At 51.7% G+C, this 19,857-nt stretch carries 25 protein-coding genes and 1 riboswitch; of the genes, 23 read left to right on the top strand and 2 right to left on the bottom strand.

All coding sequences use genetic code 11. From position 1 onward, the window contains the following. Positions 1-1,602 (top strand): ABC transporter ATP-binding protein, encoded by a 1,602-nt coding sequence (locus tag JOD01_RS03215; RefSeq protein ID WP_204516756.1) that lies wholly within the window; start codon positions 1-3, stop codon positions 1,600-1,602. 4 nt (positions 1,603-1,606) lie between these two features. Here JOD01_RS03215 and JOD01_RS03210 read toward each other — a convergent pair whose 3' ends face one another. Next, positions 1,607-2,242 (bottom strand): LysE family transporter, encoded by a 636-nt coding sequence (locus tag JOD01_RS03210; protein WP_338028511.1) that lies wholly within the window; start codon positions 2,240-2,242, stop codon positions 1,607-1,609. A gap of 209 nt (positions 2,243-2,451) precedes the next feature. Between JOD01_RS03210 and JOD01_RS03205 the strand changes: the two genes are divergently transcribed. The 6 genes from JOD01_RS03205 (at position 2,452) to JOD01_RS03180 (ending at position 5,709) form a co-directional block, all read left to right on the top strand. After that, a complete protein-coding gene (locus JOD01_RS03205) occupies positions 2,452-2,637 on the top strand; it encodes a hypothetical protein (protein ID WP_204516754.1) in 186 nt (61 codons plus the stop codon). A gap of 82 nt (positions 2,638-2,719) precedes the next feature. Continuing rightward, positions 2,720-2,941, top strand: a complete 222-nt coding sequence (gene tlp / locus JOD01_RS03200) for a small acid-soluble spore protein Tlp (protein ID WP_204516753.1) — start codon at positions 2,720-2,722, stop codon at positions 2,939-2,941. Positions 2,942-3,143: 202 nt separating this feature from the next. Next, positions 3,144-4,247, top strand: coding sequence for a tRNA 2-thiouridine(34) synthase MnmA (gene mnmA / locus JOD01_RS03195; RefSeq protein WP_204516752.1), 1,104 nt, complete (start codon positions 3,144-3,146; stop codon positions 4,245-4,247). A gap of 24 nt (positions 4,248-4,271) precedes the next feature. Beyond that, a complete protein-coding gene (locus JOD01_RS03190) occupies positions 4,272-4,595 on the top strand; it encodes a hypothetical protein (protein WP_204516751.1) in 324 nt (107 codons plus the stop codon). Positions 4,596-4,623: 28 nt separating this feature from the next. Then, entirely contained in the window at positions 4,624-5,145 is a 522-nt protein-coding gene (locus JOD01_RS03185; protein WP_204516750.1) for an ACT domain-containing protein, read from the top strand. Between the two features lie 237 nt (positions 5,146-5,382). Beyond that, on the top strand, positions 5,383-5,709 hold the full coding sequence (locus tag JOD01_RS03180; RefSeq protein ID WP_204516749.1) for a thioredoxin family protein: 327 nt from the start codon (positions 5,383-5,385) through the stop codon (positions 5,707-5,709). A gap of 151 nt (positions 5,710-5,860) precedes the next feature. Here JOD01_RS03180 and JOD01_RS03175 read toward each other — a convergent pair whose 3' ends face one another. Further along, positions 5,861-6,259: a DUF2203 domain-containing protein gene (locus tag JOD01_RS03175; protein ID WP_204516748.1), complete on the bottom strand. Its 399-nt coding sequence runs from the start codon at positions 6,257-6,259 to the stop codon at positions 5,861-5,863. 93 nt (positions 6,260-6,352) lie between these two features. Here JOD01_RS03175 and JOD01_RS03170 point away from each other — a divergent pair, with 93 nt between their 5' ends. The 16 genes from JOD01_RS03170 (at position 6,353) to JOD01_RS03100 (ending at position 19,855) form a co-directional block, all read left to right on the top strand. Further along, positions 6,353-7,594 (top strand): alanyl-tRNA editing protein, encoded by a 1,242-nt coding sequence (locus JOD01_RS03170; RefSeq protein ID WP_338028515.1) that lies wholly within the window; start codon positions 6,353-6,355, stop codon positions 7,592-7,594. A gap of 6 nt (positions 7,595-7,600) precedes the next feature. Then, positions 7,601-7,987, top strand: a complete 387-nt coding sequence (gene kapB / locus JOD01_RS03165) for a kinase-associated lipoprotein KapB (RefSeq protein WP_204516746.1) — start codon at positions 7,601-7,603, stop codon at positions 7,985-7,987. Between the two features lie 79 nt (positions 7,988-8,066). Next, a riboswitch (TPP riboswitch) is annotated at positions 8,067-8,177 on the top strand. Further along, positions 8,175-8,309, top strand: coding sequence for a hypothetical protein (locus JOD01_RS19820; protein WP_275581910.1), 135 nt, complete (start codon positions 8,175-8,177; stop codon positions 8,307-8,309). Its footprint overlaps the riboswitch before it by 3 nt. A gap of 59 nt (positions 8,310-8,368) precedes the next feature. Next, positions 8,369-8,569 carry a sulfur carrier protein ThiS gene (gene thiS, locus JOD01_RS03160; RefSeq protein ID WP_204516745.1) on the top strand — a complete coding sequence of 67 codons (201 nt, stop codon included), beginning with the start codon at positions 8,369-8,371 and terminating at the stop codon, positions 8,567-8,569. Between the two features lie 3 nt (positions 8,570-8,572). Further along, positions 8,573-9,346, top strand: a complete 774-nt coding sequence (locus tag JOD01_RS03155) for a thiazole synthase (RefSeq protein WP_204516744.1) — start codon at positions 8,573-8,575, stop codon at positions 9,344-9,346. Position 9,347: 1 nt separating this feature from the next. Continuing rightward, positions 9,348-10,637: an acetylornithine deacetylase gene (locus JOD01_RS03150; protein WP_204516743.1), complete on the top strand. Its 1,290-nt coding sequence runs from the start codon at positions 9,348-9,350 to the stop codon at positions 10,635-10,637. Then, entirely contained in the window at positions 10,634-11,308 is a 675-nt protein-coding gene (gene tenA, locus JOD01_RS03145) for a thiaminase II (protein WP_204516742.1), read from the top strand. Before JOD01_RS03150 ends, tenA begins: the two co-directional genes overlap by 4 nt. After that, complete coding sequence (locus JOD01_RS03140; protein WP_204516741.1) at positions 11,305-12,087, top strand: ABC transporter ATP-binding protein; 783 nt, start codon at positions 11,305-11,307, stop codon at positions 12,085-12,087. The genes tenA and JOD01_RS03140 overlap by 4 nt, the downstream gene beginning before the upstream one ends. Beyond that, positions 12,084-12,872 carry an ABC transporter permease gene (locus JOD01_RS03135; protein WP_204516740.1) on the top strand — a complete coding sequence of 263 codons (789 nt, stop codon included), beginning with the start codon at positions 12,084-12,086 and terminating at the stop codon, positions 12,870-12,872. Before JOD01_RS03140 ends, JOD01_RS03135 begins: the two co-directional genes overlap by 4 nt. After that, positions 12,869-13,912, top strand: coding sequence for an ABC transporter substrate-binding protein (locus JOD01_RS03130; RefSeq protein WP_204516739.1), 1,044 nt, complete (start codon positions 12,869-12,871; stop codon positions 13,910-13,912). Before JOD01_RS03135 ends, JOD01_RS03130 begins: the two co-directional genes overlap by 4 nt. 117 nt (positions 13,913-14,029) lie before the next feature. Continuing rightward, a complete protein-coding gene (locus JOD01_RS03125; protein ID WP_204516738.1) occupies positions 14,030-14,281 on the top strand; it encodes a CDGSH iron-sulfur domain-containing protein in 252 nt (83 codons plus the stop codon). Between the two features lie 355 nt (positions 14,282-14,636). Beyond that, complete coding sequence (locus JOD01_RS03120) at positions 14,637-15,425, top strand: glycosyltransferase (RefSeq protein ID WP_204516737.1); 789 nt, start codon at positions 14,637-14,639, stop codon at positions 15,423-15,425. Between the two features lie 29 nt (positions 15,426-15,454). Next, the gene (locus JOD01_RS03115; protein ID WP_239565128.1) at positions 15,455-16,387 is read left to right on the top strand and encodes a glycosyltransferase family 2 protein; all 933 of its coding nucleotides are present in this window, start codon (positions 15,455-15,457) and stop codon (positions 16,385-16,387) included. A gap of 35 nt (positions 16,388-16,422) precedes the next feature. Continuing rightward, positions 16,423-17,694: a nucleotide sugar dehydrogenase gene (locus JOD01_RS03110; RefSeq protein WP_204516736.1), complete on the top strand. Its 1,272-nt coding sequence runs from the start codon at positions 16,423-16,425 to the stop codon at positions 17,692-17,694. Between the two features lie 37 nt (positions 17,695-17,731). Next, entirely contained in the window at positions 17,732-18,730 is a 999-nt protein-coding gene (locus JOD01_RS03105) for a CgeB family protein (RefSeq protein WP_204516735.1), read from the top strand. Beyond that, positions 18,731-19,855 (top strand): DegT/DnrJ/EryC1/StrS family aminotransferase, encoded by a 1,125-nt coding sequence (locus tag JOD01_RS03100; RefSeq protein WP_204516734.1) that lies wholly within the window; start codon positions 18,731-18,733, stop codon positions 19,853-19,855. The last annotated feature ends 2 nt before the right edge of the window (positions 19,856-19,857 follow it).

Below are 19,857 nucleotides of genomic sequence, written 5' to 3'. Positions count from 1 at the left end.
ATGGTGCTGTGCAGTTGCGAACAACTTACCTATCAATATCCGGAAGCCGAGCAGCCAGCTTTGCAAAACATCCAGGTCAAGATCGAAGAAGGAGAGTTTGTCCTGTTGCTCGGAGCGAGCGGGAGCGGCAAATCGACCTTTCTGCGGGCGTTGAACGGGCTGGTTCCGCGGTTTTATGGCGGAACCATCAGCGGAAACGTCATGTTTGCCGGCAAAGAGCTGCATACGTTGTCGCAGCGGGAGGTAGTCCGTTCGCTTGCCTTGCTCAATCAGGACCCTGAGCGGCAAATTTTGCTGGATACGGTCGAACGCGAACTGGTGTTTGCGATGGAGAATATCGGATTGCCGTGGACAGAGATGCGGAGCCGACTGGCCGAGATCAGCCATCTGTTTGGTCTGGGAGATTGGCTGCATCGCGCAACTTACACGCTCAGCGGCGGAGAAAAGCAGCGGCTTGCTTTGGCCAGTTTGCTGACTTTGTATCCGCGGGTGGTGCTGTTGGACGAGCCGACTTCACAGCTCGATCCGGTCCATGCCGAAGCGGTGCTTCATGTGTTGCGGCGGCTGAATGAAGAATGGGGGCTGACGGTGTTGATGAGCGAGCATCGAGTAGATCGCTGTTTCCATCTTGCCGATCGCATCCTCTTTTTCGACCAGGGGCGGGTCGCATACGATGGTTCACCGCGGGGGTTTATCCAACTGGCAGCGGATTCTGTCCCGGAATGGCAAAATTACTTGCCGCCAATTACCCGGCATTTTCTGAAGCCATCTGGCGGTCAGCGAGAGCATGTACCGATAACCGTCAAAGAAGCGCGGGCGCAGTCAAATACAGCCGAACAGCGGGAGCCGGCCGAGACTGCTTCGACAGCGGCACAAACGCGTGCGCCTTTGCTCGTCTTGGAACATGGCACAGCTGGCTATGAAAAGGGGCGGGATGTGCTGCATCAACTGTCCTATACCATTGGCGCAGGCGAGCGGATCGCGTTGTTGGGGGAAAATGGCGCAGGCAAAAGCACACTGGCCAAAGTGCTGGCCGGAGCAGTCCCGCTGCGACAAGGGACATTGTCCTGGGAAGGCCATGCCATTCATGCGAACCAGTCATTGATGCACGGCAGAATCGGGTATCTGTCGCAAAATCCGAGCGATTACTTTTTATATGAAACCGTGGAGCAAGAGTTGACTTTTGCCCTCGGAAATCCGGGAAAAGCCGATTGGACGTTGGCGGCTTTGCTCGATGTTACCGGGTTGTCGCTCTATCGCGATCGTCATCCTCATGATTTAAGCGGCGGGGAGCGGCAGCGGCTTGCTTTGGGGATTTTGCTGGCAGCCAGTCCGGAACTGCTGATTTTGGATGAGCCGACACGCGGCCTGGACCAGCGGCAAAAAGACAAGCTCAATCACTTGCTGCATCAGTTGCCCGGAGTGAAAAGCACGGTCGTCATCACGCATGACGTGGAATTTGCGCTCGCGTATGCCAATCGGGTGACGATTCTTTACCAGGGGCAAATCGCCTCCGACGGATCGCCGGACGCTGTCTTCCAACACTCTTTTTCCTTCATGCCGCAGTTGTATAAATGGCGGCGCAGGCCGGAGACAAGCTGACTTTTTACAAAGCGACAAATTCGGTATAGCCATTCCAGAACACATGGGCAGCGAAATACAGAAAGATCAGCGCAGAAGTGATGGAAAATGAGCGTAGCAGTTTGCCGCCCATCAGTTTTCGGCCGCGTGAACTGAGAAAGGCGATGACAAGCGACCAGAGCAAGCCGGCCGTAAAAAATCCGGCGAGAAACTGAAGGTAGCCGGTCTGCGCGTGGGCGGTTTGCGCAGCGATCAGACTGCCGCCGACTGTGGCGAACCAGAGAATGGCACTCGGCGAAGCCATCGCTAATGCCACGCCTTTGCCAAACAAGCCAAGCAAGTTTGGTTTTTTTTGCAGCGGGTCCCCACTCATGGAAAGCTGTTTGCCGCGGAAAGCCTCTTTCAGCATGTCATAGGTCAGTTTCAGCAAAAACAAGGTTCCGCCGATCCATAATATCCAGCGAACAACCGTATATTCAAGCAAAAGGGTCATCCCGACCATTGACAGCAAAGCATAGGCCAAATCTCCGAAGCAGGAGCCAAAGCCGAGGGAGAGGGAAGGCAAAAAGCCTCGTTCGATGCCGGTCTTGACCATGGCCACATTAACGATGCCCAAATCGAGACAAAGCGACAAACTTAACAAAAAACCGGTGACAAACACAATCACGCACCCCTTGGATAGCCACAATCGTTGCGTGCGCAAGAAAATGGCAACTATTCTGACATATCGTTATACTACAAAACGGTTCGCTTTTTTTCAAATCTTTTTCATCTTCTGCCAAAATTGCACAAAATCAAATGACACCAACGAGCGTATCAGGCTTATAATAAAAAAGGAATGAAGAAAGTGAGATAAGGAGGCTTTCTGTTTTGTCACAGGAGTGGGTTTCATTTTTTCTGAAGTTTTTTGTCGGCTACGTCTTGATCCGGTCGTTTTCGATGGCGCTGGGAATCCTGTATGAATATTATCGGGTCGGTCTTTGGGATACTGTCCTGTACTTGGCCATCTTTACATACGGTTTGTTTTTTGTTTATGGCCGTATCGGCAGATCTTGAGCGTTTGGCGCATACATAAACTGCCCCGAGGTTGTACAAACTGCTTAACGTAAGACAACTGTTTCCCAAAGGGGTGTTAGGTATGGCAAAGCCGGATGATCGTTCAGACAACGCAGAAAAACTTCAGAAGATGATTTCCAACACGATGGAAAACATGGATGAAGCCAAAGACTATCTGAATGCCCATGAAGATGAAATCTCCGCCGAGGAACGAAGCAACATCATGCAAAAAAACCGGCGTCGTGAGGAAAGCATCGAAGGATTCCGCGCCGAAATCAAGGACGAAGTGTCCGACCAACAATAATGTTCTTTTTACAACTGCTGATCTGCCTGTATATGTTCAGGCAGTTTTTTTATGCATCCGGGAACGGATTTGTCAGCTTGCTCGTCTCGAGCGGTCGCATGACTTGCATTGCGCTGTCTCTTTTTGTATCTTCAAACATGATTCTTTTTGAGAAACGTGGTAAGCTGTATAGAAAAGATATTTTTCAAGAAGGAGTCAGAACATGAAAAGACCTGAAGAGACGCGTGTCGTAGTAGGAATGTCTGGTGGCGTCGATTCTTCTGTAACTGCCTATTTGTTAAAACAGCAAGGTTACGATGTGATCGGAATTTTTATGAAAAACTGGGATGATACCGATGAATTTGGCCATTGCACGGCGGAAGACGATTTCCAAGATGTCAGACGCGTCTGTGACCAGATTGGCATTCCGTATTACACGGTCAATTTTGAAAAAGAATACATGGAAAAAGTTTTCCAATACTTTTTGGATGAATATAAACGGGGCCGGACGCCGAACCCAGATGTGATGTGCAACCGGGAAATCAAATTTGGCGAGCTGCTCAACAAAGTGATGGATTTGGGTGCCGACTTCATTGCCACCGGCCATTACGCCCGCGTGGAGCAACGGGATGGCGAGTTCAAACTGTTGCGGGGCATCGACGCCAACAAAGACCAAACGTATTTTCTCAATTTGCTCAACCAGGATCAGCTTTCCAAAACGATGTTTCCGATCGGCCACCTGCCGAAGCAAAAAGTGCGCGAAATCGCCGAGCAAGCCGGACTGGCTACCGCCAAGAAAAAAGACAGCACGGGGATTTGCTTTATCGGCGAACGGAACTTCCGCGAGTTTTTGCAGCATTACTTGCCGGCGCAACCTGGCGACATTCAGACGGTTGAAGGCGAAACGATTGGCCGCCACGATGGATTGATGTATTATACATTGGGACAGCGGCAAGGTTTGGGGATTGGCGGCGGCGTCGGAACGAGCGGGGAACCTTGGTTTGTTGTGGACAAAGATCTCAAACGCAATGTGCTGGTCGTCGGTCAAGGCGCCAAACATCCGCGGCTGTATTCCACCAGCTTGATAGCGACAGAGGTCAGTTGGGTAAGCGGCAAACAGCCGGAAGGTGAATTGGTTTGTACGGCGAAATTCCGCTACCGTCAGCCTGATCAAGGGGTGCGGGTGCGTCAAGCGGAAGGCGGCACATGGGAAGTGCTGTTTGACGAACCGCAAAAAGCGGTAACGCCCGGACAAGCAGTCGTCTTTTACGATGGCGAGGTTTGTCTTGGCGGCGGCACGATCGACCAAGTTACACCGATGGCATGATAGCAGAAAGGATAGGAGAACCGAGTGGAAGCTACAACGAAATCAAAAGTGGTCGTAATCGGCTTTTTATTGCTGGCCGTCGTCATGGGTTTGATCGGTTTTTTTGGCATGCGGGGAGCAAACGAACAGCATGTCCAGGAGATCAAACAGGTGATCGCCACACATCAGGGCGAAGTCCAGCATATTGAGATTGTATCGCAAGAGGATAGCCCGTTTGGCGAGAGCGGGAAGGGGAACACCGTATTCAAAATTACCTACGCAAAAGACGGTAAAACGATGACAGCCTGGTATCGCGCCAACAATTACTCTTCTATAATAAAAGAAAAAGAAGCATGGATTTTTGAATAGCTGCGAATGATTGAAGGTGTGTGGGAATATGGAGGAATTCAGCCAATTGACGAGTTTGGCGAAAATGATCCGTTTGTTGGAACCGGATTGGACCGAGGCCAGTCTCAACATATTAGCGCATGAACGGCAAAGCGAGATGACAGCCGCGCTTTTGGCCGGTTTGGGCACAGATGTGCGCGTACAGTCCAGTTCCGGCGAGTATTCGAATCAGCTGGCCATCGTGAAAGTCGCCGGCAACCGCTATTTGTTGGCGCGGGATTACCGGGATGTGTATATTGGGGAAGTCAATTATTGCACCTGCCGCATTACCGCTGGCGCTCACGGTGTCCTGGTCTATCATATTGATTATCCAGGGGTTATTTATGATGTTTCGCGAATCCTGGCGGAAAATCAATTGAACATATCCAAGCTGAACGTTTCACGGGAGCAAAAAGGAAAGAACGCCCTGCTTATCTCCTTGACGGATGAGCAGATCGATCCACAAGTGATTGCGGCGCTGAATCATTTGCCGAATGTGACCCGCGTCCTGCCTTTACCGACAGTTGTGTAGAGTCGACACGATCTGAGTATTACGATGCAGCGAAGGAGATCGAAAGCATGATCAAACAAATTGCGACGGTTGCCGTTTATGTGGAAGATCAACAAAACGGAACATTCGCTCGCTTTACCGACCCGGACGGCAATCCGTTTTTGCTGAAAGGGTAACGGTCGACAGCCTTGCAGCCGACAACAGGTTGCAAGGTTTTTGTTTGCGTAATCAATTCGGACATAGAGGGAGACGGATGCCATGAGACTGTTGAACCGGGAAGAGATCAGACACAAGCAAGCGCGGCAGGAGACATTTGCGTTGTTGTTGTTCACGCCTTTTTGCGGCACATGCAAGCTGGCTGAACGAATGTTGCAAATCATCATGGAGCTGTCGGCAGGGCAATTGGCGATTTGCCGAGCCAACATCAATACGATGCCGGACGTGGCACAGTCATGGCAGGTGCAAAGCGTGCCGTGTCTGCTTGTCTTTTCGCAAGGGCGGGAAGTGAAGCGGTTCTATGCGCTGCAGTCGGTCGATTATTTGTATCAGCAATTAAGGCCGTATTGGGAAAACGAGAATGGCTGAGACTGTTGCTTCTGAGCGGCAACATGATAAGATAAAAACAGAAAAGAAGCGGCGATCGAGGATTGCGCCTGAACGTTTTTCGCCGCATGCAGGCGGAGAATGCAGGAAGAAGCGTTGCAATTCCCGCCAGCAGTATTTGCGGGTGGCGCGGCTAGAGCGATTTGCGGCCGAGAAAGCCTTCGTCGAGTCCGTGATAATGCAGGACGGCGGGCTCTCCTTGTTTCCAACAGAGCAGCACTTCACGACCGTCAACAAAGGCCGGAAAATCAAATAAACCGAGATCGATGTCTTTCAGTTGGATGCCTTTTTCTTGAATCCGCTCGATATGAAGGCGCAACTCCAGCTCGAGAAATTCCAGCGAGCATTCCAAGGCAAAAACGGCCGACTCAATTTCAGCGGCAGATTGTCCGGAAGTCTGTTTTTTCAGCGCTTGCAGCTCGTGATACTTTTGATAAAATTCCGCTTTTGTCTTTTGCAAAAAAGTCAGTTCCGATTTTACATATGGTAAAAGTTCATTTGCTTCCTCAACGGTAAAATATTTTTTGACCATACAGGGCACCTCCTTTTTTTATTATCCGGCAAGAATCGCTGTTGGTCAAAAAATAGCATAAACGACGCAGAAAAAATCGTTCGACAAGGAGAAATTATGGAGAACAACGACAAATTGTATTACGCAGACGCTTATTGCCAAACTTTCACCTCCACCTTGGAAGAGGCGGGAGTTGACCAAGCTGGCAGACCGTACGTGGTGTTGCGGCAAACCGTCTTTTATCCGACAGGCGGCGGACAACCATGCGACCTTGGCACGATCAACGGCGTGCGGGTAGTGGAGGTTGAAGAGATCGACGGGCAGATCAGGCACTTTTTGGAGCGCAGTCTGCCGGAATCCGCTGCGGAGGTGACGGGTAGCATTGACTGGGAACGCCGCTTCGATCACATGCAGCAGCATACCGGACAACACATTCTCTCCGCCGTTTTTGATGATACGTTCGGCGCACCGACGGTTGGTTTTCATCTCGGAACAGAGCGGGTGACGATCGACATCGCCACCGCTGAACTGACGGAAGAGACAGCGCGGCAAGCGGAACAGTTAGCCAATCGGATCGTCTTTGAAAACCGGCCGATTACCGCCCGGTTTGTGACAACGGAAGAACTGTCCGCCATGCCGCTGCGCAAACAGCCGACTGTCACGGAAAATATCCGGATCGTTACGATCGAAAATATTGATCACAATCCGTGTGGAGGTACGCATCCGTCTCATACCGGCGAAGTTGGCCCGATCAAAATCTTGACCTGGCAGCGAAACAAAGGAAATGTACGGGTGGAGTTCATCTGTGGCTGGCGCGTATTGACCGAAATGGGCAAAAATATGCAAACCTTGCAGACGCTGTCCAAGCAATTGCTTGCACCGGAACGGGAGCTGCCCGCTGCCGTGGATAGGCTGCAGGCAGAAGCGGAGAAGATGAAAAAAGCGTTGCAAACGGCCGAAACCCGGCTTTTGGATACAGAAGCAAAAGAGCTGTTGCAGCAAGCCCGATCCGTACAAGACGCCTTGTTGGTGACAGCATGTTTTTCCCAACGGCCGATGCCGTCGCTGCAAAAGCTGGCACAGCGCATAGCGGAGTTGTCATCGCAAAGCGTGGCATTGCTGTTCGCGGCCAACGAGAAAACCCAATTGGTGTTTGCCAGCGGACAAGCGGTACACTATCCGATGAACCAACTGTTGCAAGAGGTTCTTCCCCTGATCGAGGGGAAAGGCGGCGGTAATCCGCATATGGCGCAAGGCGGCGGAATTGCCTCCATCCCGGTGCAGCAAGTGATGGAGCATGCCGCGAATCGACTGGAACAGGCGTTGAACAGCAAGACGACCGTAACGAAGGAGTGAAGTTTCATGGCGATTGATGCCGGTAACGCTGGAGATTTGGTTTTGGCGACCTACAAAAGCGGTCAGTATATCGCAGAACTGATAGAATGGACGCCGCCGCGGGCTGTGGTCAAAATTTTGGCGGTGGTGAAGCATCCGGAGCAAGGTGACTTGCATCATCCCCAGGAAGTCGAGGTACCGTTGTTCCATCAGCGTCGCGCACTGGCTTATCAAGAAAAGGCAGTCGTGCCGATCGGGCAATTGCAGCCGTACGCAGGCGAAGTTCCCGACTATCGGGAATCATTGCAACAAGCCTTGCTGCAAGAAATGAGGCTCGCAGAAAAACGAATCGCGTTTTGGCAGCGTTCCTTGCAAGAGTTGACACAATTGCGTCAGGATTACTTTGGCGAATAAGGCAGAGAAGCAATCCGGATAATTTTGCTTTACAAACGAAACACTGCGTGGTAATTTTAGTTCGTACCCAACTTCATAATCATTGCCAAACGGGGGCCGAGCATAGTCGGCTGAGATTGCAACGAAGGTGTTGCTGACCGTAGAACCTGACCTGGGTCATGCCAGCGGAGGAAGAGGTAAATCAACAATGAGCGTGATTTGTTCAGTGAAGCAGCTTTGCACTGACCAAACCATTCTGATGAGCGATAACCATCCGGCGGCGGATGGTTTTTTTATCATCTGCTTTGCACAACAGGATGTCTGCTTCTTCCTTGTCGGCTGACCGGCAGGCGAAGGAGCTTTTTTGTTTTTTTATCATTTCTGTGCCGATGGGGGGACATGATGCAACTTCAGGTTAACGGAAAAATCGTAGAAGTCAACAATGTGAGAACAGTCCATGAACTGCTGGATTATTTCCAATTGCAAGCCAAGATTGTGGTCGTGGAAGCAAATGGAGAAATCGTTGATCGCGCCCGTTATGAGACAACACCGGTAGCGGAAGGGGATCGGATTGAAATCGTTCATTTTGTGGGAGGAGGATGAAAAATGGAAGATGTATTGAAAATCGGACCCTATCAGTTTCATTCGCGGTTGCTGTTGGGGACCGGAAAATTTGCCGATTTGGAGACGCAAAGCCAAGCGGTTGCCGTGTCGGAGGCGGAAGTATTGACTTTTGCCATCCGCCGCCTGGATCTGGATAATCCGCACGCCGCCAATTTTTTGGAACAATTGGATTTGAAAAAATTTACGCTGTTGCCCAATACGGCTGGAGCCTATACCGCGGATGAAGCGGTGCGCATCGCCCGCCTGGCCAAAGCATCCGGCTTGTGCGACATGATCAAGGTGGAAGTGATTGGCGATCAGCGGACGCTGTTGCCTGACCCGATCGGCACGCTGGAAGCTTCTCGCCGATTGGTGGAAGAAGGCTTTATTGTCCTGACCTATACCAATGATGACCCGATTTTGGCCAAACGCCTTCAGGAAGCGGGCGTGCATGCGATTATGCCTGGAGCCTCTCCGATCGGTTCCGGACAAGGGATTCTCAATGAAACCAATTTGCGGTTTATTATCGAGGACGCTCGGGTGCCGGTGATTGTCGATGCCGGAATCGGTTCGCCTGCCGACTGTGCGAAAGCGATGGAACTGGGAGCCGATGGCGTGTTGCTGAACACAGCAGTGGCCCAGGCTGAACATCCGGTGCTGATGGCTGAGGCGATGAAACTGGCCGTGCAGGCTGGGCGGAAGGGCTTCCTCGCCGGACGGATTCCGAAAAAGCGCTACGCCTCGGCCAGCAGCCCGCTGGAAGGAATGATCGAGTAAGATGCTCGCGCAGATTACAGCAGCGATTAGCGAGCGGCGGGAGGAATTGTTCGCTCTCCTGCGGCAATTGGTTTCTTTTCCTACCGTCAGTCCGCCCGCCCGCAATACCGATGAAGCCCAGACATGGTTGGCCAAGCAGCTGTCCGACCTTGGCTTTGATGTCGATCGTTGGACGCTTTATCCCGGTGATGACAATGTGGTGGGCATTCGGACGGGCAGCGATCGGGAGCATTATCACAGCTTGGTTGTCAATGGTCATATCGACGTGGCCGAGGTTGGCGAGGAGCGCGGATGGCAATATCCGCCGTTTGCGTTGACCGAGGGAGCCGACGGTCGTCTGTATGGACGCGGCGTGGCCGATATGAAAGGGGCAATGGCGGCCAGTCTGTTTGTGTTGAAATTGTTCAAAGAGTACGGCGTGGAACTGCGCGGCGATTTGCTGTTTCAATCGGTCATCGGTGAAGAAGCCGGCGAAGCGGGCACGCTGTCCGCGATCGAACGGGGACATACCGCCGATTTTGCTCTGGTGATGGACACGAGCCATCTGCGGATACAAGGACAAGGCGGCGTGATTACCGGCTGGATTACGATTGAAAGCCCGACCACGCTGCATGACGGCATGCGGGCGAAAACGATCCATGCCGGCGGCGGAGTTTTTGCGGCCAATGCGATCGAAAAAATGATGAAGGTGATCGCTGCTTTGCAGGAGTTGGAACGCCACTGGGCGGTTACGAAAAGCTATCCCGGTTTTGGCCACGGGACGACTACGATCAATCCGGCGGTGATTGAAGGCGGACGACATGCCGCTTTTATCGCCGATCGCTGCGCTCTCTGGATTACGGTGCATTTCTATCCGAATGAATCGTTTGCGGACGTTGCGCGAGAAATCGAACAGCATGTCCTGGCGGCGGCGGCAGCAGACCCTTGGCTGCGCCATCATCCGCCAACTTTTCGCTGGGGCGGCCGTTCGATGATCGAGGAGCGGGGGGAAATCTTCCCGTCCTTGGAGCTGGCGGAGGGACATCCAGCGCTGCAAACGTTGCAACATGCGGTCGCTTCACAGACCGGAAGGGAGCCAACGTTGTCCATGTCTCCTTCTGTCAATGATGCCGGCTGGTTTGCCCACAAAGGCATCCCTGCTGCCATTTTTGGCCCGGGAGAATTAAACCAGGCTCACAGCGTCGATGAATCTGTTGATCCTGCCGAATTGATCGCATTTGCCAAAGTTTTGGCCCAGTTTATCACGGAGTGGTGCAACACTCCGAAAGGCAAAGGAGAGGTGAAAAGATGAACCGTATCAGTGAGCGGTTGTACCAAGCCGTGCAGCCGATTTGGGAGCAAACGCATCGCCATCCGTTCGTCACGGGATTGGGTGACGGATCGCTATCCCCGCATACTTTTTCCTTCTATATGAAACAAGACTATTTGTTTTTGCTGGAATATGCCAAATTGTTTGCCATTGCCAGCACGAAAGCGGTTGATTTGGAAACGAGCGCGCGTTTTGCCAAATTGCAGGAAGCCACGCTGAATGAGGAGATGGCTTTGCATCGGGCCTATGCCGAGCGCTTTGGCATCAGTGCCGCCGAACTGGAGGGCAGTCAACCGAGCTTTGTCATGCACGCCTACACGAGCTATATGCTAAAGGTGGCTTATCAGGGGACGTTGGCGGAGCTGGTCAGCGCCGTATTGCCGTGCATGTGGAGTTATTGGGAAATCGGCAAACGGCTGGCGAAAGCGGACGGCGCGCTCGCTCACCCGTTGTACGGCGAATGGGTCCGTACATACAGTTCTGACGAGTTTGGCGAATTGGCGCAATGGCTGATCGATTTGCTGGATCGGCTGGCTGCGGACAGCAGCGAAGCGGACAGGGCCAGGTTGGAACAGCATTTTCTGACGACTTCGAAAATGGAGTATTTGTTCTGGGAGATGGCCTATCGGGAGGAGCTCTGGCCAATCCGATGAAACTGCAATTTTCGCAAGTAAGCTTCTCTTATGGGACTCAGCCGGTCCTGCAAAAATTACAGTTGCAAGTGAACAGCGGGGAGTTTGTCAGTCTGGTTGGCCCGAGCGGAATTGGCAAAAGCACCATTTTTCAGCTGGCTAACGGGTTGTTGCAACCGGACGAGGGCACGATCGAGCTGGATGGCAAACCAGAGCAGAATCGGCTGGGCAAACTGGCTTACATGCCGCAAAAAGATTTGCTGCTGAACTGGCGGACAGTTGTCGAAAATGCCGCGTTGCCGCTGGAAATTCAGGGACTGTCCAGACGGGAGGCGCACAAACGGGTGATTGAACAGCTAGACCGCTTTGGCCTGGCGGATTGGGCCGATGCTTACCCCGAAGAGCTGTCCGGCGGGATGCGGCAGCGGGTGTCTTTCTTGCGCGCGGCGATCACGGGATGCCGCGTGCTGCTTTTGGATGAACCGTTTAGCGCGTTGGACGGCATTACCCGGGTGGACATGCAAGAGTGGCTGCTGTCGATGTGGCAAACGCTGGGCATCACCATCATCCTGATCACCCACGACATCGATGAGGCGATTTTGTTGGCCGACCGGGTGTTGGTGTTGAGCGAACAGCCCATCCGTCAAGTTCATGAGTTCAACGTCGCATTGCCGCGCCCGCGAACGGTGGGAAATCGTCATCTGCCGCAATTCCAGCAGACCAGCGAGCAAATCTGGAGGGTTTTGCGGGAAGCACGGCAACCGGCAACTGTGCGCTTGCAAAGGGGAGACAACCGATGACAAACGGGAGAAGGCAAAATATTGTTTGGTTTACGCTGTCAATCGTCCTCTTCCTCGTGGTCTGGGAAGCGGTTTGTCGCCTGCTGCAGATGCCGGCGTTCATTTTGCCGCCGCCCTCATCCGTACTGGCCGCTTTATGGCAACAGCGCGAACTTTTGTTTGGCTTGCATCTGTGGGTGACGCTGCGTGAAGTTTTGCTGGGGTTGGCTGTGTCGATCTTGGTCGCGCTTGTGCTGACCTTTTTGATGAATTTCAGCCGTACAGTGGAGCGGCTCGTATATCCGTACCTGGTCATTTCGCAAACGATTCCAATCATTGCGCTCTCGCCGGTGTTCATTCTCTGGTTTGGCTATGACCTGTCCGGAAAGATTGCCGTGACAATCCTTTTCACGTTTTTTCCGATCGTGGTCAGCGCGTTTGATGGAATCCGCAGCGCCGACCGGCAAATGGTGCAGTTGCTCAAGACGATGGGCGCCAATCGTTGGCAGGTGTTTGTCAAGCTGCAGGTTCCCAGCAGTCTGCCGCAATTTTTCAGCGGACTAAAAGTAGCCGCCACTTACAGCGTTTCCGGGGCAACAATCGGCGAGTGGCTGGGGGCCAGTGCCGGCCTTGGTTACTTTGGCAGAAGAGCGTCCGGTAATTTTCAGGCGCCTGCGCTGTTCGCTTCCGTTTTGCTGTTATCTTTTTTGGGCATTATGCTGTTCTGGCTGGCCGGTTTGCTGGAGAAACGGATGACCGGCCGCAGGCGGAAACGCAAAATCAATAAAGGAGAACGCTTTTTATGAAAAGATGGAAGTTTTTCACAAACGCTTGCTTGACTGTAATCATGGCGGCAGCGCTGTCCGGTTGCGGCAGCAACGCTTCCCCGCAAAATGGACGAAGCGCTCCAAACGCGGGACCAGCCCCAGACCAGTCGGCTTCGGACATCACAGAGTTGACGATTGGCTTGGACTGGTATCCGAATGCGGTACATTCTTTCCTGCTTGCCGCCGAACAACAAGGGTATTTTCGCGAGGAACATCTCAACGTTCATTTGCAAATGCCGTCCGATGCGAATGATCCGCTAAAATTGGCGGCTGCCAACCAGCTCGATTTGGCGATCAGCTACCAGCCGCAAATCATCCAGGCTCGTTCCGAAGGATTGCCGGTTGTGTCGATCGCCGCATTGGTTCAGCATCCGTTAAATGCGGTGATGGTCAGAAGCGAAAGCGGGATTGAATCGCCAAAAGACCTGGCCGGTAAAAGCATCGGCTTTCCTTCGATGCCGCTGGATGAATCGATCGTCCGCAATATGGTGAAGACAGATGGCGGCGATGACAGCGGTCTGACTTTTACTGATGTCGGCTTTGACCTGATCCCGGCGCTCACGGGCAAACAAGTGGATGCGATCGTCGGCGGTTATATTAACCACGAACAGCTCCTGCTCGAAAAAAATGGTGTGTCGTTGAAAGTATTCAAGCCAACCGACTTTGGCATCCCGGACTATTATGAGCTGGTGTTGGCGACGAGTGACGAGACGTTAAACAAGAAGCAACCGGCCTTGGCGGCGTTCCTGCGAGCTGCCAGAAAAGGGCAGGCTTATGTAAACGCTCATCCGGAAGAAGCCTTGAACTTGTTGTTAAGCAAACAAGCACAGGAATTTCCGCTGGACGAACAGGTGGAAAAACAAAGTTTGCATATTTTGCTGCCTTTGATGCAATCCGCCGATGCGTCATTTGGCTCCCAAACAGAAGCCAATTGGCAAACGCTGAGTGACTGGATGTATGCCGAAAAGCTGATCGGGCAACCTGTACAGGCAGATGCTGTCATGAAGCAAATCGACTAACCACACAAACGGACAGTTGTCTGGCAGAATCTCTCACCGAATCGTCATAGAGTCTTGCGGTTGCATGCAAAAAGTAAGATTATAATAAGAGGTAGTAGGAGCAAGGAGAGATGATGCATGGGACTGTACGACAAGAATAAACCGTACGTGATCAAGGAAGAGCCTGGCTTAAAAATGTATTGTGCCTGTGGCTTGACAGAAGAGCCTCCCTATTGTGACGGGTCGCATAATGGAAAAAATACGGGAAAACGCCCCTATTTGGTGAAAATCGAACATGAACAGGTCGTTTCGATTTGCGGTTGCGGCAGATCGGCAAAGTTGCCGTTTTGCGACAACGCCCATTTGCGGGAGGACAGGATGGATGAGTAAGCGCGATCAAGAGTCCAATAGCGGCAAATGGGTAATTCTGACCTTTGTTCTGGTTATTCTTGTTTGCGCCTTGTCTGTTGGACTGTTTATGTATACACAAATTTCCAAATGATAAATCGACATAAGACAGCTTATCCCCATCGGGAGCAAGCTGTCTTTTTATGTTTGCAAATAAGATGCCAAACGTTCTGCACTTTGCGGCTGCCTTTGCGATCGTCTTTAGGCGGTTTGTTTCTTTTGCGGATGAAATTTGTCCCTTTGGATTTTGTCCCGATGACAGCAGCCGTGTCCATTCTGATGTGGCATGCGTAAAGTATCGAAGAATGAAAAGACAACAAAGAGGGGGGAGTGAAGAGTGGATCAGAACCAAATGAGCACAGCGGACCTTGTCTCCGTCATCATCCCGGCGCGAAATGAGGAGCAGACGATCGCGAAGGTTGTAGAGGAAGCTAAACAAATTGCGGAGCACATCGAAATTGTTGTCATCAGCAATGGTACGAAAGATCGTACAGCCCAATTGGCCCAACAGGCTGGCGCCAGAGTGATCCAAATGGATGCTTCGCTGGGACACGACGTTGGCCGGGCGGTAGGGGCCTATTTCGCCAAAGGGAACATCTTGCTGTTCATTGATGCGGATTTCGTGATACCCGCTTATATATTACGCAAATACGTGGAAGATGTGCAACAAGGTTGGGATATTGTACTCAACTCCTACTCTGGCAATAAAACGAAAAAGCAGATTCATTCCACTTCGGTGGCAAAACGGCTGCTGAACAAAATGCTGGGCCGACCTGACCTCGTGGGCAGCTCGCTGACGACCGTTCCCCATGCGCTAAACCGCAAAGCGGTCGAAGTGATCGGTTATGCCGATTTGGCGATACCGCCGAAAGCGCAAGTAAAGGCGGTGCTCAATCAGTTGAAGATCAAGCGGGCGCATTTTATCAACACGGCACGGTTTAATAAACGAAGAGTCGGGCGTCGCGAAGATGTTATTTCCCTTGTGTTGGGCGATCATCTGGAAGCCATCTGCTATCTGCTTGACCAGCGCGGCAGTCGGGCGGAATTAACGGATTTTCTCCGCAAACGGGAATTGCTCCGCTTGCCGGGAGAAAACCATCTGCGTTGGATATACGGACGGGAGTAAGCAAAGAAAGCGGCAGGAGGTGAAGCGGTATGAAGAAGGAGAAAAAAAGCAGACGAAGCATGCGGGAGAGCGGCAGCAAAAGTGCAAAAAATGCCAGCGTCGGCAAAAAACATGACGATTCTTTTTTGCGAAAAGTGTACAAAGCCTCCTTTTTGCGGGAAAATCAGCAGCATTTGTCCGTGATCATCTCAGTCTACAATGAGGAAGAAACGATAGGCGCTTTGTTAAAAAGCGTAAAGAAGCTCAATCCGAAAGAGATCATCGTGATCGAGAACGGTTCGACGGACCAGACGCTGGATGTTTGTCTCGATCATGGCGTCAAATGCATTTCTTATCCGTTTCGGCTGGGCCATGATGTCGGCAGGGCGATCGGCGCGAGGGAATCGACCGGCGATGTTTTGCTGTTCCTCGATGGGGACATCGTGTTTTCTTCCAAAGACCTCGCTCCCTTCGTAGCGGCTTGCTATGAAGGTGTCGATCTGGCTCTCAATGACGTCAATCCGTTTTACACCAATACGGAACTTCTCGATTATGTCAGTTTGGCCAAAGCTTTTCTCAACAAAAGCTTGCTTCATTCAGAACTGGGCTACGCTTCGTTGACAGCGGTGCCCAATGCGATGCGACGAAGCGCGGTGGAGCTGATTGGCTATAACAATCTGGCCGTTCCGCCAAAAGCGCAAGCGATGGCGGCCATTTTGGGACTGAGCATCCGCTGTGTCCATTTTGTTAATGTGTTTAAGCCGAACAAAGTTCGCCTGTACAATTCCACAGAAAACAACCGCGTCGAGCAGATGATTTTGGGCGATCACATTGAGGCGATTGAGTGGGCACGCTCAGTCAAGGGCGACCGCGTCTTTTTTGCTGATCATCTGCGACGGCGGGAAATTCTGGACCAGCTTTCCCACAGTTTGCTGACCAGTGAAGATCAATTGCTGTTCTCGCCTACCCAGGGTCCTAATTAACAGAGAGAGATAGAGAAAACGAAGAGGGTGTGATTATGTCAACTAACAGTTCGATAGCTGTGATTGGCCTCGGATACGTCGGCTTGCCGTTGGCACAGCTATTTGTTGCTGAGGGGTATCGCGTGATCGGGGTCGATATTGACCAGGCCAAGATTGAGTCGATTCAACAAAAGAAAAGCTATGTTTCCGATATTAGCGATGCCGACTTGCGGGCCATGGTTGAAAGCAGCAGGTTTGAAGCAACGCCAGACTTTCGCCGTGTCCAAGAAGCCGATTATATTGTCATATGTGTGCCGACACCGCTGACCAACAGGGAACCAGACATTACGTATATCAAATCGGCGGTAACCAGCATAGCGCCGTATTTGCGGGAAAATCAGACGGTGATTCTGGAAAGTTCCACTTATCCCGGAACGACCGAAGAGATTGTCAAACCATTGCTGGAACAAAATCCGCAAAGTCTCATCATTGGACAACATCTGTATCTCGGCTATTCACCCGAACGCATCGATCCGGGAAACAAGCAGCTAACTTTGCGGCAGATTCCCAAAGTGATCAGTGGAGTGACCTCCGCTTGTCTGGAAAAAGTAAAAGCATTTTACGGGCAAGTGTTCGAGACAATTGTTCCCGTCACTTCAACCAAAGTGGCGGAATTTGTGAAAATGTTGGAAAACAGCCAACGACTGATCAACATATCGTTTATCAATGAAGTGAATTTGTTGGCCAATCGGATGCAGGTCGATCTGTGGGAAGTCATTGAAGCGGCAAAATCCAAACCGTTGGGATTTACGCCCTATTACCCGAGCGCCGGTATCGGCGGACATTGCATCCCGGTAGATCCCTTCTTTCTTTCGTGGATTGGCTTGCGCGAGGGCGTTCCGTTGACGATGATTCATTTGGCGGGAATGATTAACGAACGAATGCCGCATGAAATTGTAGGCCGTGTCCTGGAGGAACTGGACAAAAAAGGCATTGATCCGCAAAACGCTTCCGTTGGCATTATTGGACTAACCTATAAGAAAGACGTTAACGATATTCGCGAATCAGCCGCATTGCGCGTCATTGAGCATTTGCTGATGAAAAAAGTAAACGTTTCGGTCTATGATCCGATGTATACCGGGGAACCGCCGTTCCAAGTAAATCGATTTGAGTTGACTCCGGAAGCTTTGGGCAAGCAGGACATCGTCGTAGTGCTCGTTGACCATTCGGCGATGGACTGGCAGCAGATCGCCATGCATAGTCAATGTGTGATTGACACCCGCAATATTGTGCCAAATCAGGCCGGAACCGAAATCATCCGCATCTAGCCATGCGAGTACCGACCTGTCAAGGGAGGGAAAGAGGATGATGTACCGCATATTTTTTCTGGACCATCGCTCCATCTATTTAAACAGTTTGGGGGACGCGCTTAGTCAACGGGGAAATCAGGTATTTTACCAGACTTCCTGGAATATGCGGGAGATTGAGGCGGGCATTGCCTACTTCAAACCCGATATTTTGTTAACGGTAGGTTGCGATCTGCCTTTGTATGGATTGAAGGAAGGGGAACTTGCCGAACTGTGCCGGAAGTACAATCTTTTTCATATATACTGGGCTACCGAAGACCGCCTTTTTTTCGAACAATGGTCCGTTCCGTTCATCCGACGCATTCAGCCCGATCTGGTTTGGACAGTCCACCCGCTCTGCGTGGACGAATACAAAGCGCTGGGAATTCCGGCCCAATTCTTCAATTTTGCCTTTAATCCGCGGATGTTCCCGGCCAAGCCGGCACAGCCCAATGAATTATTTGACATTACTCTGATTGGCACTACACATCTGCATCAACGAACGTTTCGGTATGAAAGTTTGCGGCATTTGCTGTTTCCGCTTGTCGAAGGTCATCGGGATTTGCACATTTGGGGCTATGGCTGGGAGCAGGATCGGCAACTGATTCGAGAAGAGTTTGGCGTGCAGCTTCCGCCAACCATTCTGCACGGGTATTTGCCGTATAAACATAATTACTTCATCTATCATCAATCGAAAATTGTGCTGGGGGTTCAAAATGCTCTCGACCAATTGTCGCAACGAACATTCGAAATCATGGGGACCGGAGCGTTTATGATTGCCAGCAAAACCGCTGAGCTTTCCCGGTTGTTTCAAGACGGGGTGGAACTGGTTTTGACGGAAAGTCCGGCGCAAACAAGAGAACTGGTCGACTATTACCTGGATCGACCGTCAGAACGTCATCAAATAGGACAAAACGCTCGGAAAGCGGTAGTAAGCAACCATACGTATGAAGCGAGACTAAACGAAGTCTGGGAACAGCTTGAACAAATGATCGCCGCCCGAAAAGGAGGGGTGTAAATGATTCCATTGGTAGATTTGACTCGCCAGTTTCAATCCATCCAGACGGAGATTCTTCAGGCAATTGCCAGCTTGATCGACAGTGGTCACTATATTTTGGGTGAAAAGGTAAGCGAACTGGAGCAAAAAATTGCCGAAAAATTGCACGTCCCCCATGCAATTGGGGTCGCAAACGGGACCGATGCGCTTACACTAACCTTGGAAGCGTACGGAATCGGCCAGGGTGATGAGGTGATTACCACGCCGTTCACCTTTTTTGCGACGGCGGAAGCCATTTCACGTGTAGGCGCGAGGCCCGTTTTCGTCGATATCGATCCGCATTCGTACAATCTCGATTACCGCCAGATCGAAACGAAGATTACCTCGGCTACGAAAGCGATTATTCCGGTCCATCTGTTTGGCCAGCCGGCTGACATGGCGGAGATCAAGGAGATTGCCCGCCGCTATCATTTGCGGGTGATTGAAGATGCTTGCCAGGCGTTCGGTGCCACCTATCAAGGAAAGTCTGTCGGCGCTTTGGGAGACGCCGCCTGCTTCTCTTTCTTTCCCACCAAAAATCTCGGTACGATTGGCGATGGCGGGTTAATCACGACCTTTGATGATCAACTGGCCGCTAACCTGCGACAATTGCGCCAACATGGCAGCCGCCAAAAATATTATCATGAGCGGATGGGCTACAACAGCAGATTGGATGAACTGCATGCAGCCATCTTGCTGATTGCGCTGGAGCGGCTGGAGCAGTGGAACGAACGGCGCCGACAGTTGGCCGCGCGTTACCGGGAAAGGCTGCAACATCAGCCGCTGTTTCGCATCCAGCCGGAAGCGGCCGACCGTACCCACATATACCATCTGTTTTGCCTGGAGACCGCGGAGCGAGATCGGCTGCGCTCTTTCCTGGAGAAAAGGGGAATTCAATCAGGGGTTTATTATCCGCTGCCGCTGCATCTGCAAAAAGTGTACCAAACGCTTGGCTATCGAGCGGGGAATATGCCGCATGCCGAAAAGGCAGCGACTTCGCTCATCGCGATCCCACTCAGCCCGTTTCTGCAAGAGACGGAGCAAGATCAGGTAATCGAGGCCATGCTTCAGTTTGCGGATACTGCCCCATCGGGGGAACAAAGATGACG

Origin of the sequence: Brevibacillus fulvus (assembly GCF_016908525.1) — a bacterium.
Classification (GTDB): Bacteria; Bacillota; Bacilli; order Brevibacillales; family Brevibacillaceae; genus Brevibacillus_G; species Brevibacillus_G fulvus.
Note: the sequence above shows the minus strand (reverse complement) of the source record. Positions and strands in the feature narration are given on the sequence as shown.

Excerpts from the sequence above, each read along its gene's own strand:
- JOD01_RS03100 (WP_204516734.1), top strand. The coding sequence starts at position 18,731 with ATGATTCCATTGGTAGATTTGACTCGCCAGTTTCAATCCATCCAGACG.
- JOD01_RS03115 (WP_239565128.1), top strand. The coding sequence starts at position 15,455 with ATGAAGAAGGAGAAAAAAAGCAGACGAAGCATGCGGGAGAGCGGCAGC.
- tenA (WP_204516742.1), top strand. The coding sequence starts at position 10,634 with ATGAACCGTATCAGTGAGCGGTTGTACCAAGCCGTGCAGCCGATTTGG.
- JOD01_RS03105 (WP_204516735.1), top strand. The coding sequence starts at position 17,732 with ATGATGTACCGCATATTTTTTCTGGACCATCGCTCCATCTATTTAAAC.
- JOD01_RS03130 (WP_204516739.1), top strand. The coding sequence starts at position 12,869 with ATGAAAAGATGGAAGTTTTTCACAAACGCTTGCTTGACTGTAATCATG.
- JOD01_RS19820 (WP_275581910.1), top strand. The coding sequence starts at position 8,175 with ATGAGCGTGATTTGTTCAGTGAAGCAGCTTTGCACTGACCAAACCATT.
- JOD01_RS03155 (WP_204516744.1), top strand. The coding sequence starts at position 8,573 with ATGGAAGATGTATTGAAAATCGGACCCTATCAGTTTCATTCGCGGTTG.
- JOD01_RS03135 (WP_204516740.1), top strand. The coding sequence starts at position 12,084 with ATGACAAACGGGAGAAGGCAAAATATTGTTTGGTTTACGCTGTCAATC.
- JOD01_RS03185 (WP_204516750.1), top strand. The coding sequence starts at position 4,624 with ATGGAGGAATTCAGCCAATTGACGAGTTTGGCGAAAATGATCCGTTTG.
- tlp (WP_204516753.1), top strand. The coding sequence starts at position 2,720 with ATGGCAAAGCCGGATGATCGTTCAGACAACGCAGAAAAACTTCAGAAG.
- JOD01_RS03140 (WP_204516741.1), top strand. The coding sequence starts at position 11,305 with ATGAAACTGCAATTTTCGCAAGTAAGCTTCTCTTATGGGACTCAGCCG.
- JOD01_RS03150 (WP_204516743.1), top strand. The coding sequence starts at position 9,348 with ATGCTCGCGCAGATTACAGCAGCGATTAGCGAGCGGCGGGAGGAATTG.
- JOD01_RS03175 (WP_204516748.1), bottom strand. The coding sequence starts at position 6,259 with ATGGTCAAAAAATATTTTACCGTTGAGGAAGCAAATGAACTTTTACCA.
- mnmA (WP_204516752.1), top strand. The coding sequence starts at position 3,144 with ATGAAAAGACCTGAAGAGACGCGTGTCGTAGTAGGAATGTCTGGTGGC.
- JOD01_RS03180 (WP_204516749.1), top strand. The coding sequence starts at position 5,383 with ATGAGACTGTTGAACCGGGAAGAGATCAGACACAAGCAAGCGCGGCAG.
- JOD01_RS03215 (WP_204516756.1), top strand. The coding sequence starts at position 1 with ATGGTGCTGTGCAGTTGCGAACAACTTACCTATCAATATCCGGAAGCC.
- kapB (WP_204516746.1), top strand. The coding sequence starts at position 7,601 with ATGGCGATTGATGCCGGTAACGCTGGAGATTTGGTTTTGGCGACCTAC.
- JOD01_RS03125 (WP_204516738.1), top strand. The coding sequence starts at position 14,030 with ATGGGACTGTACGACAAGAATAAACCGTACGTGATCAAGGAAGAGCCT.
- thiS (WP_204516745.1), top strand. The coding sequence starts at position 8,369 with ATGCAACTTCAGGTTAACGGAAAAATCGTAGAAGTCAACAATGTGAGA.
- JOD01_RS03110 (WP_204516736.1), top strand. The coding sequence starts at position 16,423 with ATGTCAACTAACAGTTCGATAGCTGTGATTGGCCTCGGATACGTCGGC.